Here is a 15,576-nt window from a genome sequence, read left to right as displayed (position 1 = left end):
AAAACGGAATCTATGGTCACTCCCGTTTTTGCAACACCGATTTTGACGACAAGTTGGCTTGCTTGAATCTATCCGGCGTCTGAATGGGATTTTATTCCCGCGCCTTGATGAGTTCCGCGCCTGATGAACCTCCAGAAAATATACGGCTTCAATGAGCCTTTCCGTTTTACAGGTTCCTCAACAGGCCGGTGGGCCGTTAGTATCATCAATATCAGTATTCGCAAAACCAGATCAGTAATTCTTTAAACCGGTGTATTTCTGCCGTTATGCTACATAAGTTTGCTGTCGTGCCGTTAGGGCCCAGGCTATTCTGGCCAGCTTGTTTGCCAGAGCACAAGTGACGACAAAGTTGCTTTTCCGGCACAGTAAATCCCTGACCCAATCGGCCAATTTGCCAGACTGGTGTTCCAGTTTTTGTATGAATACCCTGGCACATTGAACCAACAAAGTTCGGATCTTTTTATTACCTCGCTTACTAATTCCCAGCAATGTCGTCCTACCTCCCGTGCTGTACTGCCGAGGTACAAGCCCTGTTGCCGCCGCAAAGTCACGGCTGCTGGCGTACTGCTTCCCGTCGCCAATCTCAGTTGAAATAGTACTCGCTGTCAGTGTTCCGACGCAGGGAATGCTCAGCAAGCGCTGTCCAACCTCATCTTCGTCCAACTTTCGTTTCAACTGGGATTCCAAATCTTTAATCTGCTCAACAAGATAGTGATAATGCTGTTGTAATTTCAGCAATAACTGGCTGAGGTAAAGAGGCAAACTATTATCCTCAAGAATGGTACTCAGTCGGCTAATAACGGCAGCTCCTCGGGGAACGCTAATGCCAAATTCCAGCAGAAAAGCATGCATTTGATTGGTTGTTTTTACCTTATCCTGAACCAGGGATTCACGGACACGATGCAGAGCCCGCATTGCCTGCTGAGATTCCGTTCTGGGCTGCACAAAACGCATAGACGGACGCGATGCAGCTTCACAAATAGCTTCGGCGTCGACAAAGTCGTTTTTATTGCTTTTAACGAACGGGCGGACAAATTGTGGTGATATCAGCTTTGGGGAATGCCCCAACTCTTCCAACTTGCGTGCCATAAAGTGAGAACCGCCACAGGCTTCCATTGCGATGGTTGTAGCGGGGCATGTCGCCAAAAATTCGATCAACTTTGGCCGGGTAAATTTTTTACGGTAAACAGCCTTCCCGCGACGATCCTGGCAATGAATATGGAAAGAGTTTTTACCCAGATCGATACCAATGAGCGCAATGTTTTCCATGATAGTTCTCCGAATGAAAGCCTGTCCTCAGCATAGTACCGGGAAGGAGGGAGTGACCATCTCATTAAATATTATGTCTGACAACTCCACCTTTTCTCCGGCCCTGACGAGCCGGGAGCGTACCGCTGTACCTGCAAAATCCCTCAGTTTCATTGAAGGCGTGTCGATGATCGTCGGCACCAATATCGGCGCTGGGGTGCTATCCATCGCCTACGCCTCCAGCAAAGCGGGCTTTCTGCCGCTGCTGTTTTGGCTCGTTGTTGTCGGTAGCCTGACGACCATCACCATGCTCTACGTGGCGGAATCGACGCTGCGCACGCGTAAGCATCTGCAGCTTAGCGGCCTGTCGCAGCGCTACGTCGGCCGCTTTGGCGCGCTGATGATGTTCCTCTCCGTTTGCGTTAACAGCGTCGGCGCGCTGACGGCTTATATGACCGGCAGCGGTAAACTCCTGCATTCGTTATTCGGCATCTCGCCGGCCCTGGGCAGCGCGCTGTTTTTTATTCCGGCGGCCGGGGTGCTTTATCTTGGCCTGAAGGCGATTGGCCGGGGTGAGAAATTCATCAGTATCGGCATGGTCGTTATGATAACCATTTTGGTTGCCGCGACGTTGCTGAAAGAAACCGCGAGCGTGAGTTATTTACTTGAAGGTAACTGGCTGTATATGGTGCCAGTGTTTAATGTGGTCGCGTTCTGCTTCTCCGCGCAGTATATCGTGCCGGAAATGGCGCGCGGGTTCGCCGATAAACCGGAGAAGCTGCCGAAGGCCATTATGGTGGGGATGTTATTAACCTTTTGCCTGCTGGCGCTGGTTCCGCTTTCGGTGATTGCATTAAGTGGGCTGGATAATATTTCTGATGTGGCAACCATCTCGTGGGGCAGGGCGCTCGGCGAGTGGGCTTTCTTCTCGGCAAATCTTTTTGCGCTCTGCGCGATGCTGACCTCCTATTGGGGGCTGGGCGGAAGCTTTCTGACCAATATTTTCGATCAGTTTCGCCTGGGTAACGACGAGCAGCCGTTCAAACGCTTTAAGGTGCTGTTAGTGGTCGCCGTCCCGCCTTTTATTCTGGCTTATAGCGGGATGGTGTCCTTCGTGAACGCGCTCTATTTTGCCGGGGTATTTAGCGGGGTGATTTTGTCTATCATGCCGATCCTGATCCTCAAAGGCTCGCGTCGGCAGGGTGACATCTCCCCCGGCTGGACCTGCCCGGCGCTAATCACGCATCCCTTAATCCAGATCTTCATCGTATTGCTCTATCTTTGCAGCGCCGCCTACGCCATCGCTTCGGCCTTTGGCTATCTGCCTGCGGGCTGGTAGTCGCGTTGCTCATGCCACCGCGTTCGGTTTATTCCGGCGCGGGTTTTTATTTGTCACTTATCTGTTACATACTCCGCAATTTTATCGTTTCCAATTCTCCTGAATGACGGTATGTTTAGCATAGTGTGCTGCAAAAGCGCAGGCGGCAGACCCTAATCTAACTATCATATGCTTTTCTTATGTGTCTAATTAGAATAATGCGCTAATAAACAACATCACAACAAATGCAAAAACCATAATAATGGGGAGCCTCAGGATGAATATGAAGGGTAAAGCGTTACTGGCAGGATGTATTGCCTTAATCATGAGCGGTACGGCAATGGCCGAAGATATCAAAGTCGCCGTCGTTGGCGCGATGTCCGGTCCGGTAGCGCAGTACGGCGATCAGGAGTTTACTGGCGCAGAGCAGGCCATTGCCGATATCAACGCCAAAGGCGGTATCAAAGGCAATAAGCTGCAGATGGTAAAATACGACGACGCCTGTGACCCGAAACAAGCGGTTGCCGTCGCTAACAAAGTGATTAACGACGGTATCAAGTACGTCATCGGTCACCTGTGCTCTTCTTCCACCCAGCCGGCCTCTGATATCTATGAAGATGAAGGCGTGCTGATGATTACCCCGGCCGCCACCGCGCCGGAGCTGACGGCTCGCGGCTATCATCTGATTCTGCGCACCACCGGTCTGGACTCCGATCAGGGGCCAACCGCTGCAAAATATATCCTGGAAAAAGTGAAGCCGCAGCGCATCGCGATTGTCCACGACAAACAGCAGTATGGCGAGGGCCTGGCCCGCGCGGTACAGGATAACCTGAAGAAGGGCGGCGCTAACGTGGTGTTCTTTGACGGTATCACCGCCGGTGAGAAAGACTTCTCTACCCTGGTAGCGCGTCTGAAGAAAGAGAATATCGATTTCGTCTACTACGGCGGCTACCACCCGGAGATGGGGCAGATCCTGCGTCAGTCTCGCGCCGCTGGCCTGAAAACGCAGTTTATGGGGCCGGAAGGGGTAGCGAACGTGTCGCTGTCTAACATCGCGGGCGCTTCTGCGGAAGGTATGCTGGTCACCAAGCCGAAGAACTACGACCAGGTTCCGGCGAACAAACCGATTGTGGATGCGATCAAGGCGAAGAAACAGGATCCAAGCGGCGCGTTCGTGTGGACCACCTATGCCGCGCTACAGTCGCTGCAGGCGGGCCTGAATCAGTCAGAAGATCCGGCTGAAATCGCTAAATATCTGAAGGGCGCAACGGTCGACACCGTAATGGGGCCGCTCACCTGGAACGAGAAGGGCGATCTGAAGGGCTTCGAGTTCGGCGTGTTTACCTGGCATGCCAATGGTACGGCGACCGACGCCAAATAATTTAACCTGCGCCTTTCACGCCGCAGATGCGTTGTCTGCGCCCCTCAACCCCGGTCACTTACTGATGTAAGCTCCCGGGGATTTCGGGTCTTGACGCCTTTCTGCAACGCGAAATTCTTGGTTAAATCAGTTGATCCTTGCCTCTTCGCACAGGTCAGGAGAAAAGTAAAAGCAAAAAGGCAACGTAAGTTGCCTTTTTTAGTCGGTAGCCCGGGTAAGGCGTTACGCCGCAACCCGGGGAATGCGCCGGAGTTGATGCATTGGTACGGTTTCTTCCCGGGTCGCGCTGCGTTTACCCGGGCTACAGGCTTACGTTGCCTTTTTTAGTCGGTAGCCCGGGTAAGGCGTTACGCCGCAATCCGGGAATGTTCAGCCTTCTTTTGCCGATTTATTGCTTTTTTACCCAACCGCCGGTTTGCGCGTTAAAGCCCAGCGCCTGCATAAAGGCCGCCATCACGCCGCGATCCTCCACGTCGGTATCCGCGATGCGCCAGCTGCCGATCTCTGGATTATCCCTTAGCACCTCTTCCACTAAATACTGTCCGACGCCGCGACGGCGGGTCACTTCACGCACGCACAGCGCGCTGAGTTCGCCCTCAACGCCGTTTAGCGTTACGCGAACCGCGGCCAGCAGGCGCTCATTGAAGCGGGCGGCATAAATACGATGGCTCTCATCCAGAGCCAGCGCCGCGAGATCCTGCGACGGCCAGATTTTACCTAAGTCGATGCGATCCTGATCGCTGAAGTGCTGTAAACGAATAATGGTCAGTTTCATACGCGAGGGTCCAGTCAAAACAGAGGCGTTAGTGTATCCAAATTCCCCGCCAGGCGGAGCGCCGTTTTTTGCCTGTTCATCAGGGGATTCGTTTTCCTGGACGGTAGAGGGTAGAGCAATTCATCGTGGATCGAAAAATAAGCAGAATTTTAACCTAATATGTAGCGTTTTATTCCGCCTTATGTATCGTTATTTTATGCTGTTTACTGGACTTTTTTTGTTTATCTTCCAGCAAATACAGAATATTATCTTTGCTTAATCGCCTGAAAAATAGAGATTTTACTCTGTATTCAGGCAAAAAACCTCGCTAAACCATTAAAGATAATGGTAAAAGTAGCGTTGTTTAATAAAAGTACAGAATGCTTTTTAACCATAAAAATACAAAATATTTACACCACATCACGAACGGGGTTCTGCAGCATGAAAAGGAACGCGAAAACGGTTATCGCGGGGTTAGTCGCACTGGCGATGTCCCAGGCGGCTTTTGCCAAAGATATTAAGGTCGCCGTTGTAGGCGCGATGTCTGGCCCGGTAGCCCAGTGGGGCGATATGGAATTCAACGGCGCGCGCCAGGCGATCAAAGATATTAACGCCCAGGGCGGCATCAAGGGCGATAAGCTGGTTGCCGTGGAGTACGATGATGCCTGCGACCCGAAACAGGCCGTTGCGGTGGCGAACAAAATCGTCAATGACGGCATTCAGTACGTTATCGGCCACCTCTGCTCTTCTTCCACCCAGCCGGCATCCGATATCTATGAAGATGAAGGCATTCTGATGATCTCCCCGGGAGCGACCAACCCGGAGCTGACCCAGCGCGGCTATCAGTACATCATGCGTACCGCCGGTCTGGACTCCTCGCAGGGGCCGACCGCCGCAAAATACATCATGGAAACCGTCAAGCCGCAGCGTATTGCTATCATTCATGATAAGCAGCAGTACGGCGAAGGCCTGGCGCGTTCCGTCCAGGAGAGCCTGAAAAAAGGCGGCGCGAATATCGTCTTCTTCGACGGCATTACCGCCGGTGAAAAAGACTTCTCCGCGCTGCTGGCACGCCTGAAAAAAGAGAATATAGACTTCGTTTACTACGGCGGCTACTACCCGGAAATGGGCCAGATGCTGCGCCAGGCGCGCTCCGTGGGCCTGAAAACTGTGTTTATGGGCCCGGAAGGCGTGGGTAACGCGTCGCTGTCCAACATCGCGGGCGATGCGGCGGAAGGCATGCTGGTGACGATGCCAAAACGCTATGACCAGGACCCGGCCAACAGCGCTATCGTTGACGCGCTTAAAGCAGAGAAGAAAGACCCGAGCGGTCCGTATGTCTGGATCACCTACGCCGCCGTGCAGTCTCTGGCGCAGGCGATGGACCGGGCCGGAAGCCAGGAGCCGCTGGATTTAATCAAAGATCTGAAAGCTCACGGCGCGAAAACCGTGATTGGGCCGCTGAATTGGGACGAAAAAGGCGATTTGAAGGGATTTGAGTTTGGTGTCTTCCAGTGGCACGCGGACGGGTCATCCACCCTCGCGAAATAAGCCATAAGACAAGTTATCCCACCGCCCGCGCAAAGCGGGCGGGTAGAAAAAGGTTACCTTATGTCCGAGCAGTTTCTCTATTTTCTGCAGCAGATGTTTAACGGCGTCACGCTGGGAAGCACCTACGCGCTGATTGCCATCGGCTATACCATGGTTTACGGCATTATCGGCATGATCAACTTCGCCCACGGCGAGGTCTATATGATTGGCAGCTACGTCTCCTTCATGATCATTGCCGCCCTGATGATGATGGGCATTGATACCAGCTGGCTGCTGGTTGCCGCCGGATTCGTCGGCGCTATCGTCATTGCCAGCGCCTACGGCTGGAGTATCGAACGCGTGGCCTACCGGCCCGTGCGCAGCTCCAAACGCCTGATTGCGCTGATCTCCGCCATCGGGATGTCTATCTTCCTGCAAAACTACGTCAGCCTGACGGAAGGTTCGCGCGATGTCGCGCTGCCGAGCCTGTTCAACGGCCAGTGGACGGTGGGCAGCAGCGACAATTTCTCCGCGACCATTACCACCATGCAGCTGGTTATCTGGGTCGTGACGTTTATCGCTATGCTGGCGCTGACGCTGTTCATCCGCTATTCACGTATGGGGCGCGCCTGCCGCGCCTGCGCTGAAGACCTGAAAATGGCCAGCCTGCTCGGCATCAACACCGACCGCGTAATTGCGCTGACGTTTGTTATCGGCGCGGCCATGGCGGCGGTTGCCGGCGTTCTGCTCGGTCAGTTCTACGGCGTGATCAACCCGTACATCGGCTTTATGGCCGGGATGAAGGCCTTCACCGCTGCGGTTCTTGGCGGTATCGGCAGCATTCCTGGGGCGATGATCGGTGGGCTGATCCTCGGTATCGCCGAAGCGCTCTCTTCTGCCTATCTCAGTACGGAATATAAAGACGTGGTCTCCTTCGCGCTGCTGATCCTGGTTCTGCTGGTGATGCCTACCGGTATCCTGGGCCGTCCGGAGGTAGAAAAAGTATGAAACCGATGCATTTTGCGATGGCGCTGCTGTCCGCGGTGATGTTCTTTATCCTGGCGGGCGTCTTTATGGGCGTGCAGCTGGAGCTTGACGGCACGAAGCTGGTGGTGGATACCGCCGCCGATATCCGCTGGCAGTGGATCTATATCGGTACCGCAGTGGTCTTCTTCTTCCAGCTGCTGCGTCCTGTTTTCCAGAAAACCATTAAGAACGTCTCCGGGCCGAAGTTTATTCTACCGGCTATCGACGGTTCGACGGTAAAACAGAAGCTGTTCCTGATCGCCCTGCTGGTTATCGCCGTGGCGTGGCCGTTTATGGTGTCGCGCGGGACGGTGGATATCGCTACCCTGACGATGATCTATATCATCCTCGGCCTGGGACTCAACGTGGTGGTGGGGCTTTCCGGCCTGCTGGTGCTGGGCTACGGCGGTTTCTACGCCATCGGCGCCTATACCTTCGCGCTGCTGAACCACTATTACGGTCTGGGCTTCTGGACCTGCCTGCCGCTGGCGGGGCTGGTTTCGGCGGCGGCGGGCTTCCTGCTTGGCTTCCCGGTTCTGCGCCTGCGCGGCGACTATCTGGCGATTGTGACGCTCGGTTTCGGTGAAATCGTGCGCATCCTGCTGCTCAACAACACCGAAATAACCGGCGGTCCGAACGGCATTAGCCAGATCCCGAAACCGACGCTGTTCGGCCTTGAATTTAGCCGCAGCGCCCGCGAAGGCGGTTGGGATACGTTCAGCAACTTCTTCGGCGTGAAGTACGATCCCTCCGATCGCGTGATTTTCCTCTACCTGGTCGCTCTGCTGCTGGTGGTGTTAAGCCTGTTCGTGATTAACCGCCTGCTGCGTATGCCGCTGGGCCGCGCGTGGGAAGCGCTGCGTGAAGATGAGATTGCCTGCCGCTCGCTGGGCCTCAGCCCGACGCGCATCAAGCTGACCGCCTTTACCATCAGCGCCGCGTTTGCCGGTTTTGCCGGCACCCTGTTCGCCGCCCGTCAGGGCTTCGTCAGCCCGGAATCCTTTACCTTCGCCGAGTCGGCCTTTGTGCTGGCGATTGTGGTTCTCGGCGGTATGGGTTCCCAGTTCGCGGTGATCCTGGCGGCGGTTCTGCTGGTCGTTTCGCGCGAGCTGATGCGTGATTTCAATGAATACAGCATGCTGATGCTGGGTGCGCTGATGGTACTGATGATGATCTGGCGTCCGCAGGGGCTTCTGCCGATGACCCGTCCGCAGCTGAAGCTGAAAAATGGGCAGGCCAAAGAAGGAGAGCAGGCATGAGTCAGCCATTATTATCCGTAAACGGTCTGATGATGCGTTTTGGCGGCCTGCTGGCGGTCAACAACGTGTCGCTGGAGCTGCGCGAGCGGGAAATCGTTTCGCTTATCGGCCCTAACGGCGCGGGCAAAACCACCGTCTTCAACTGCCTGACCGGCTTCTATAAGCCAACCGGCGGCACCATTATGCTGCGCGACCAGCATCTGGAAGGGCTGCCGGGCCAGCAGATTGCCCGCATGGGCGTAGTGCGAACGTTCCAGCACGTGCGTCTGTTTCGCGAAATGACGGTGATTGAAAACCTGCTGGTGGCGCAGCATCAGCAGCTGAAAACCGGGGTTTTCTCCGGCCTGCTGAAGACGCCGTCCTTCCGCCGCGCCCAGAGTGAAGCGCTGGACCGCGCCGCGACCTGGCTTGAACGTATTGGCCTGCTTGAGCACGCCAACCGGCAGGCCAGTAACCTGGCCTACGGCGACCAGCGCCGTCTGGAGATTGCCCGCTGTATGGTGACCCAGCCGGAAATCCTGATGCTGGATGAGCCCGCGGCGGGGCTAAACCCGAAAGAGACCAAAGAGCTGGACGAGCTGATCGTCGAGCTGCGAAGCCATCACAACACCACCATCCTGCTGATTGAGCACGATATGAAGCTGGTGATGGGCATTTCCGATCGTATTTACGTGGTAAACCAGGGCACGCCGCTGGCCAACGGTACGCCGGAAGAGATCCGCAACAACCCGGACGTGATCCGCGCCTATTTAGGTGAAGCATAATGGTGGTGACGCATAAGATGGAAAAAGTGATGTTATCTTTTGACAACGTCAGCGCGCATTACGGCAAAATCCAGGCGCTGCACAACGTCAGTCTGCATATCAATCAGGGAGAGATTGTCACCCTGATTGGCGCCAACGGCGCGGGAAAAACGACTCTGCTGGGTACCCTGTGCGGCGACCCGCGCGCCTCCAGCGGCCGCGTGGTTTTCGACGGTAAAGATATTACCGACTGGCAGACGGCGAAAATCATGCGCGAAGCGGTGGCGATTGTGCCGGAAGGGCGCCGCGTTTTCTCGCGGATGACGGTGGAAGAGAACCTGGCGATGGGCGGTTTTTTTGCCGACCGCGACCAGTTCCAGTCCCGCATCAAATGGGTGTATGAGCTTTTTCCGCGCCTGCATGAGCGCCGGGTTCAGCGGGCGGGCACCATGTCCGGCGGCGAGCAGCAGATGCTGGCTATCGGGCGCGCGCTGATGAGCCAGCCGCGCCTGCTGCTGCTGGATGAGCCTTCGCTCGGCCTGGCGCCGATTATCATTCAGCAAATCTTCGATACCATCGAACAGCTGCGCGAGCAGGGGATGACCATCTTCCTCGTCGAGCAGAACGCCAATCAGGCGCTGAAGCTGGCCGACCGCGGCTACGTGCTGGAAAACGGTCACGTGGTGCTGGAGGATACTGGAGACGCGCTGCTGGCGAATGAAGCGGTACGCAGCGCCTATCTGGGCGGATAGTGAAGACAAAACGCCCGGCAGATGCCGGGCGTTTTACTTGGCTACTACAGTTCCAGAGAGCGTTTCCACAGCATAAAATCATACTGTTCGAGCGCATCCGCTTTGGTGCGCCAGGTCCCACTGGCAGTGGCGATGATTTTCTCAAACAGGCCGTCGGCGATGTCCGCCAGCGGCGTGCCTTCGATAATCGGCCCGCAGTCATAATCGATAATATCCGGCATCTTTTTTGCGAGCGCGGTGTTAGTTGAAACTTTGAGAACCGGAACGATAGGGTTCCCCGTCGGCGTACCCAACCCGGTTGAGAAGATCACCACGTTGCACCCCGCCGCGACCAGGCCCGTTACCGCGTCCACATCGTTGCCCGGCGTGCAGACCAGCGAAAGGCCGCTTTCTCCCATCGGTTCGGCATAGTCGCATACTGCGCTTACCGGCGCTCTGCCGCCCTTTTTCGCCGCGCCGGCAGATTTTATCGCGTCAGTAATCAGCCCATCGGCAATGTTTCCCGGGCTGGGGTTATCGGCGATGGTGGTGCCGAAGAAGTTCGCGACATGCTCATAGTTTTTCATCAGCGACAAAAACTTCTCTTTCAGCTCGCGGGTTGCGCAGCGTTGCACTATATCCCCTTCCGCGCCGCACAGCTCGGGGAATTCCGCCAGCCCCGACGCGCCGCCGAGGGCGACAAGACGATCCGACACTTCGCCCATCGCCGGGTTAGCGCTGATCCCCGAGAACCCGTCAGAAGCGCCGCACTTCACGCCGATTTTGAGGTGGGAGAGCGGGACGTCCTGCCGCTCGGCGACGGGGGCTTCGCGGATCGCGTTATAGGTTTCAGTCAACGCATCCTGCATCATTTTTTCTTCGCTACTCCAGTCCTGCTGTCTGAAGTAAATAATCGGTTTGTTGAAATTCGGGTTGCGCTTCGCCAGCGCGGCGTTGAAATCAACAATCCGCGCTTTTTCACAGCCGAGGGCAAAGACCGTCACGCCAAGAACGTTGGGATGATCGGAATAGGCGGCCAGCACGTCGCACATCGTCATGCTGTCCGAGGTGGCGCCGCCGCAGCCGGAATTGACGGTAATACAGCGGATGCCGTCAAGATGCGGGAAGGGCAGATGCCGGGTATCGTTTAATGCCCCTGCCGACGTCACCTGGCGAGCAAAATTTTTCAGGCCGTTATTGGCGTAGCCGAGGGCGTCGTTCAGCGCATCGGTGACGCGCTGAACGTTGCGGTTTTCACAGAATACCAGCGGAATGACCAGCCAGTAGTTCGCGGTGGCGACCCGGCCATCTTCGCGCACGATCCCCTTAAACGTCCGCTGCTGCCAGGCGGAAACATCCGGCTGCTGCCAGTCATAGGGCGCGACGTCGTCAAGCGAAACCGGGGCCGCGTAGTGTTTGATATTCTCAGTGGTAATGGCTTCGCCGCGGGTGATGGGGCGCGTCGCTTTGCCGACCGGTACGCCGTACAGCGACACGATATCGCCGGGCGCAATATCCTCGGTGGCGAATTTATGTTTGGTTTTGACATCGCTACGCAGAACGTAGGCTTCATCGTTCCAGTGAACCCGCTGCTCTTTGCGTAAGTCCTGCAGCGCAACGATCAGGTTATCGGTAGGGTCAATTTTTAAGATGGTCTGCATGTTCATTATCCTTTGTTATAAGCGCATCAGGACTTAGTGATGGGGGACCGCGACGCCGTTTGTCGCTTTTCTGCCTGCAAGGGCGGCAATCAGCAGCGCGCAGCAGACGGTGATGAGCGACAGGGCGACCAGACCCGCCGAATCGTTGCCGAAGAAGGCATCGACCTCAACGCGAATCAGCGGCGCGAGGAAGCTGCAAAATGCGCCCATGGTGGTGCAAAAGCCGATACTGGCGGCCAGCGCTGACCCTGACACGATTTGCGCCGGGAAAGTCCAGAAGATAGGTTGCACGGAGAGGAAGCCGATGGCCGACAGCGAGAGCGCGGCAATGGCGAGTACCGGGCCGGACCAGGCAGAAACAAACAGCCCCAGCGCCGCCGCCAGCATACAGATGACTGAAATCAGCACTCGACGGGCCGGCATTTTGTCCGCCAGACGCGGAATGTAATAGACGCCGACGGCGGAGCAGGCCCACGGAATGGCGGCAACCAGCGACTCCTTAAAGCCGAGCGTGGAGCCCATTAGCGAGGCGACTTGCGAAGGCAGGAAGAACATCAGCCCGTAAACGCTGATCTGGATGGTGCCGTAGATCAGCGCCAGGTGCCAGACTTTCAGGCTTTTCAGGGCGGTGCCGACGCTGCTGGTTTCCGTCTGCCGCTGTTCCTGCTGAAGCTGGGCAATCAGCGCCTTTTTCTCTTCGTCGTTGAGGAAGCGCGCTTTGGCCGGCGTATCATCAAGCCAGAACCAGGCGAAGATCCCCATGATGACCGCCGGAATGCCTTCGATAAAGAACATCCAGAACCAGCCGGGTTTGCCGAGGAAGCCGTGCATTTCCAGAAGCGCCCCGGAGATGGGCGAGCCTAAGGTTAATGCCAGCGGTACGCCGAGCACGAAGATACCGACGACGGAGGCGCGAACTTTATTGGGAAAGTAGATTGAGGCCAGCAGCAGAATACCGGGATAAAAACCGGCTTCTCCTAACCCCAGTAAAAAGCGCAGAACAATAAACTGGGTTTCCGTCTGCACCAGTCCGGTGAGGGCAGAGAGAACGCCCCACAGCGCGGTGGTGATGCTTAACCATTTTTGCGCGCCGATTTTATTCAGAATCAGGTTAGCGGGAATACCAAACAGCGCATAGGCGGCGAAAAAGATCCCCGCGCCGAGGGCGAAGGCGGAATTGGAGAGCCCAATATCCACCTGCATCGCCTCTTTGGCGAATCCCACGTTCACCCTGTCGATAAAGGCGATGAAGTACAAAATAAACATCAGTGGCACCAGGCGCTTCCATGATTTGGTAATCGCGGAATTGAGGGCCGGATTGTCATAAGCTGTGATGGTTTTCATAATACCTCCGCGTGGGGTCAGGCATTAATTTCAATACCAGCGCGGGAAAGTATCCGCAGAATACTTTCGGTCTGGCAGGTGGTGAGCGAGCTAAACGGTGGCGTGCAGCGGTCGGACTGAATAATTCCGCGCAGCTGTAACGCTTTTTTAAATGTTGGAATGAACGGATCGTTAACCGCGTAAATATCCATTAACCCATCCACTTTTTGCTGATACCGCGAAATTTGCTGCACATCGTTATCGTTAAATGCCTGCATCCACTCGCGGAATATTTCAGGGCAAATATTGGATAACCCGCCAATACATCCATCGCCCCCCGCCAGGACATTGTGCGCAAAGTTATTGTCATAACCGGCATAGACGTCAAAATACGGTAGTTCAGATTTTACCTGGCGAATCACCTGCGACGTGTGATTGGTGTCCGGAATGGTGTCTTTAAGACCGACAATGTTTGGGAACTCGCGGGCGAGTCGTAAACAGACCTCCGGCGAGACGGAATAGCCGGTGCGCTCCGGAAAGTTATAGATGAATATTTTGGCGGCGGTGCGGCGGGCAATCTGGCTATAAAATGTATAAATGCCTTCATCAGTCAGGCGGAAGTACCACGGGCTGATAATCATGACGCCATCCAGCCCGCACTCATCTGCATAGTTTGCCAGCTCTACGCACTCGTCAATATCCATGCGGCTGGTACCCGCATAGGCCTTTATTCCCTCGCGCGGGAACTCTGCCGCCATTTGAATTATCTGACGGGATGTTTTCATATCCAGCGAGAAAAACTCGCCGGTACTGCCCATGACGACAAATCCCGATACGCTGTTTTTAATAAAATCGTACAGGCGAAAATTTCCGTCAGGATCCAGCCTGCCCTGCTCATCAAAAACCGTTATTGCCGGGGTGATGTAACGACTTTGCATATTCAACCTCTTTATTGTTCGTATATACAAACACTGTTTGTATTTGCGATTAAGCATAAGTAAACACGCCATCGACGTGAAGTCAAATGGCGTAAAAGGCGGATGGATAATTGATTAAGGCAATGAATAAATAGGGAATTACGCAGAAGATACGGGCGTCACGGCGGATCATTAAATCTCTGTATTGTGTGGGTAATCACAATTCCGACGGCACCGCTGGCGAATAAATCAGTAATTTTTAATATCAGGCAGCTTATTCAGCACGCTTTCGATACGACCCTTTGCCTCTTTTAACGCGTGAATAACCTGCTGCGTTTTTTCATCGCTGGCGCGGAAAGAGGGCAATGAGACGCTGATAGCCGCCAGAATAATGCCTTTCTGCTGCAGGGGGACGGCAAAGCAGATGGTATCGTCGTTGATTTCCCGATCGTCCATGGCATAACCGTTGGCGGCGACCCATTCCAGCTGCTGACGAAGCTGAGCCATATTCGTTACGCTGCGGGCGGTAACGGAAGGAAAACCCTGCGGATAGAGCTCGAGGATCTCTTCGTCGCGGTGCTTATGCAGCAGCGCCTTGCCTAGGGCAGAGCAGATCGCCGGAAGGCGAGTCCCTACCTTAGAGACCAGCTGCACGGTTTGGTCGCCCTGAACTTTATCAACATAGAGCACCCAGGCGTCATCCAGAATGCCGAGCTGGCAAACTTCATTGCATTCATTGACCACCGCGTGCATTTCGCTATTGATCGTTTTCAGCCAGAACTCTTTTTCCACCGTTGAGCTGGCCAGAACCGCACACGAGATCCCCAGCGTATATATGCCGTTGCGATCGTCGTGGCTGATATATTTCCGGTACTGCAGCGATTTGAGGATCGGGAAAATGGTTCCCTTCGAAATATCCGTTTTGAGCGATAGCTCGGAAAGCGTCATTCCGTCCGCGTTGGCTAAGGTTTCCAGAATGAGTAAAACGCGTTCGGTAGGTTTATGAAGCGTCTTCATATTTTTCCTTATGACGGCTCGCCGGAGAGTGCTGTTTAACGCCCCCTATTTAACTACAGATCCCCGCTTATCTGTAGCCTGCGCCGCCTCTCTTTTTCGCTTTGCCATTTCCCTGCCACTTTTTTTTCACCCTTTCATCATGTTTTTGCCAATTTATTGTAATATTTTTGTAATGCAATAGTTATTTTTCTGTCATTCGAGCATGTCATGTTACCCCCGCGAACATAAAACGCGTGAAATCGCGCATCCGGAACAACAAGAGAGATAACCGATGATATCGTTACGACATACAGCTTTAGGACTGGCGCTCAGCCTGGCATTTGCCGGACAAGCCCTGGCGGTAACCACTATCCCGTTCTGGCACTCGATGGAAGGGGAGTTGGGGAAAGAAGTTGATTCACTGGCGCAACGTTTCAACGCAGCCAACCCGGACTACAAAATTGTTCCGGTGTATAAAGGCAACTATGAGCAGAGCCTGAGCGCCGGCATCGCCGCCTTCCGTACCGGCAACGCGCCGGCTATTCTGCAGGTTTATGAGGTCGGCACCGCGACGATGATGGCCTCGAAGGCGATTAAGCCGGTCTATCAGGTGTTCAGCGATGCGGGCATTCAGTTTGATGAAACGCAGTTCGTGCCAACCGTCTCCGGTTATTACACCGACTCCAAAA

At 54.9% G+C, this 15,576-nt stretch carries 13 protein-coding genes and 1 pseudogene; 8 read left to right on the top strand and 6 right to left on the bottom strand.

The window, feature by feature from the left end; translation table 11 throughout:
* Positions 1-264: 264 nt before the first annotated feature.
* A complete protein-coding gene (locus HMPREF1144_RS24225) occupies positions 265-1,269 on the bottom strand; it encodes an IS110-like element IS4321 family transposase (protein WP_000427623.1) in 1,005 nt (334 codons plus the stop codon).
* 73 nt (positions 1,270-1,342) lie between these two features.
* Here HMPREF1144_RS24225 and HMPREF1144_RS24220 point away from each other — a divergent pair, with 73 nt between their 5' ends.
* The gene (locus HMPREF1144_RS24220; RefSeq protein ID WP_042928418.1) at positions 1,343-2,587 is read left to right on the top strand and encodes an aromatic amino acid transport family protein; all 1,245 of its coding nucleotides are present in this window, start codon (positions 1,343-1,345) and stop codon (positions 2,585-2,587) included.
* A 256-nt stretch (positions 2,588-2,843) separates the two neighbouring features.
* Positions 2,844-3,947 carry a branched chain amino acid ABC transporter substrate-binding protein LivJ gene (gene livJ, locus HMPREF1144_RS24215; protein ID WP_004133032.1) on the top strand — a complete coding sequence of 368 codons (1,104 nt, stop codon included), beginning with the start codon at positions 2,844-2,846 and terminating at the stop codon, positions 3,945-3,947.
* A gap of 388 nt (positions 3,948-4,335) precedes the next feature.
* Here the strand turns inward: livJ and panM are convergent, their stop codons facing one another.
* On the bottom strand, positions 4,336-4,722 hold the full coding sequence (panM, locus tag HMPREF1144_RS24210; protein WP_004855057.1) for an aspartate 1-decarboxylase autocleavage activator PanM: 387 nt from the start codon (positions 4,720-4,722) through the stop codon (positions 4,336-4,338).
* Positions 4,723-5,142: 420 nt separating this feature from the next.
* Here panM and livK point away from each other — a divergent pair, with 420 nt between their 5' ends.
* Genes livK through livF form a run of 5 tightly spaced genes read left to right on the top strand, consistent with a single transcriptional unit; the run spans position 5,143 to position 10,011 of the window.
* A complete protein-coding gene (livK, locus tag HMPREF1144_RS24205; protein ID WP_014227089.1) occupies positions 5,143-6,252 on the top strand; it encodes a high-affinity branched-chain amino acid ABC transporter substrate-binding protein LivK in 1,110 nt (369 codons plus the stop codon).
* Positions 6,253-6,312: 60 nt separating this feature from the next.
* Positions 6,313-7,239, top strand: coding sequence for a high-affinity branched-chain amino acid ABC transporter permease LivH (gene livH / locus HMPREF1144_RS24200; RefSeq protein ID WP_004106541.1), 927 nt, complete (start codon positions 6,313-6,315; stop codon positions 7,237-7,239).
* The gene (livM, locus tag HMPREF1144_RS24195) at positions 7,236-8,516 is read left to right on the top strand and encodes a branched chain amino acid ABC transporter permease LivM (protein ID WP_004126168.1); all 1,281 of its coding nucleotides are present in this window, start codon (positions 7,236-7,238) and stop codon (positions 8,514-8,516) included. Before livH ends, livM begins: the two co-directional genes overlap by 4 nt.
* Positions 8,513-9,280, top strand: a complete 768-nt coding sequence (gene livG / locus HMPREF1144_RS24190) for a high-affinity branched-chain amino acid ABC transporter ATP-binding protein LivG (protein ID WP_004855045.1) — start codon at positions 8,513-8,515, stop codon at positions 9,278-9,280. Before livM ends, livG begins: the two co-directional genes overlap by 4 nt.
* A 17-nt stretch (positions 9,281-9,297) precedes the next feature.
* Positions 9,298-10,011: a high-affinity branched-chain amino acid ABC transporter ATP-binding protein LivF gene (livF, locus tag HMPREF1144_RS24185; RefSeq protein ID WP_085955010.1), complete on the top strand. Its 714-nt coding sequence runs from the start codon at positions 9,298-9,300 to the stop codon at positions 10,009-10,011.
* A 44-nt stretch (positions 10,012-10,055) separates the two neighbouring features.
* On the opposite strand, the gene HMPREF1144_RS24180 is transcribed toward livF, so the two are convergent.
* From HMPREF1144_RS24180 to HMPREF1144_RS24165, 4 genes are all read right to left on the bottom strand, one after another.
* Positions 10,056-11,651 (bottom strand): UxaA family hydrolase, encoded by a 1,596-nt coding sequence (locus HMPREF1144_RS24180; RefSeq protein ID WP_009654274.1) that lies wholly within the window; start codon positions 11,649-11,651, stop codon positions 10,056-10,058.
* A gap of 33 nt (positions 11,652-11,684) precedes the next feature.
* A complete protein-coding gene (locus HMPREF1144_RS24175; RefSeq protein ID WP_009654269.1) occupies positions 11,685-12,995 on the bottom strand; it encodes an MFS transporter in 1,311 nt (436 codons plus the stop codon).
* A 17-nt stretch (positions 12,996-13,012) separates the two neighbouring features.
* Positions 13,013-13,912 (bottom strand): dihydrodipicolinate synthase family protein, encoded by a 900-nt coding sequence (locus tag HMPREF1144_RS24170; protein ID WP_009654271.1) that lies wholly within the window; start codon positions 13,910-13,912, stop codon positions 13,013-13,015.
* A 228-nt stretch (positions 13,913-14,140) separates the two neighbouring features.
* The gene (locus HMPREF1144_RS24165; RefSeq protein ID WP_009654273.1) at positions 14,141-14,908 is read right to left on the bottom strand and encodes an IclR family transcriptional regulator; all 768 of its coding nucleotides are present in this window, start codon (positions 14,906-14,908) and stop codon (positions 14,141-14,143) included.
* Between the two features lie 271 nt (positions 14,909-15,179).
* Here HMPREF1144_RS24165 and HMPREF1144_RS24160 point away from each other — a divergent pair.
* A pseudogene (locus HMPREF1144_RS24160) lies at positions 15,180-15,576 on the top strand (sn-glycerol-3-phosphate ABC transporter substrate-binding protein); the annotation flags it as partial.

Source organism: Klebsiella sp. OBRC7 (assembly GCF_000293135.1).
GTDB lineage: Bacteria > Pseudomonadota > Gammaproteobacteria > Enterobacterales > Enterobacteriaceae > Klebsiella > Klebsiella michiganensis.
Note: the sequence above shows the minus strand (reverse complement) of the source record. Positions and strands in the feature narration are given on the sequence as shown.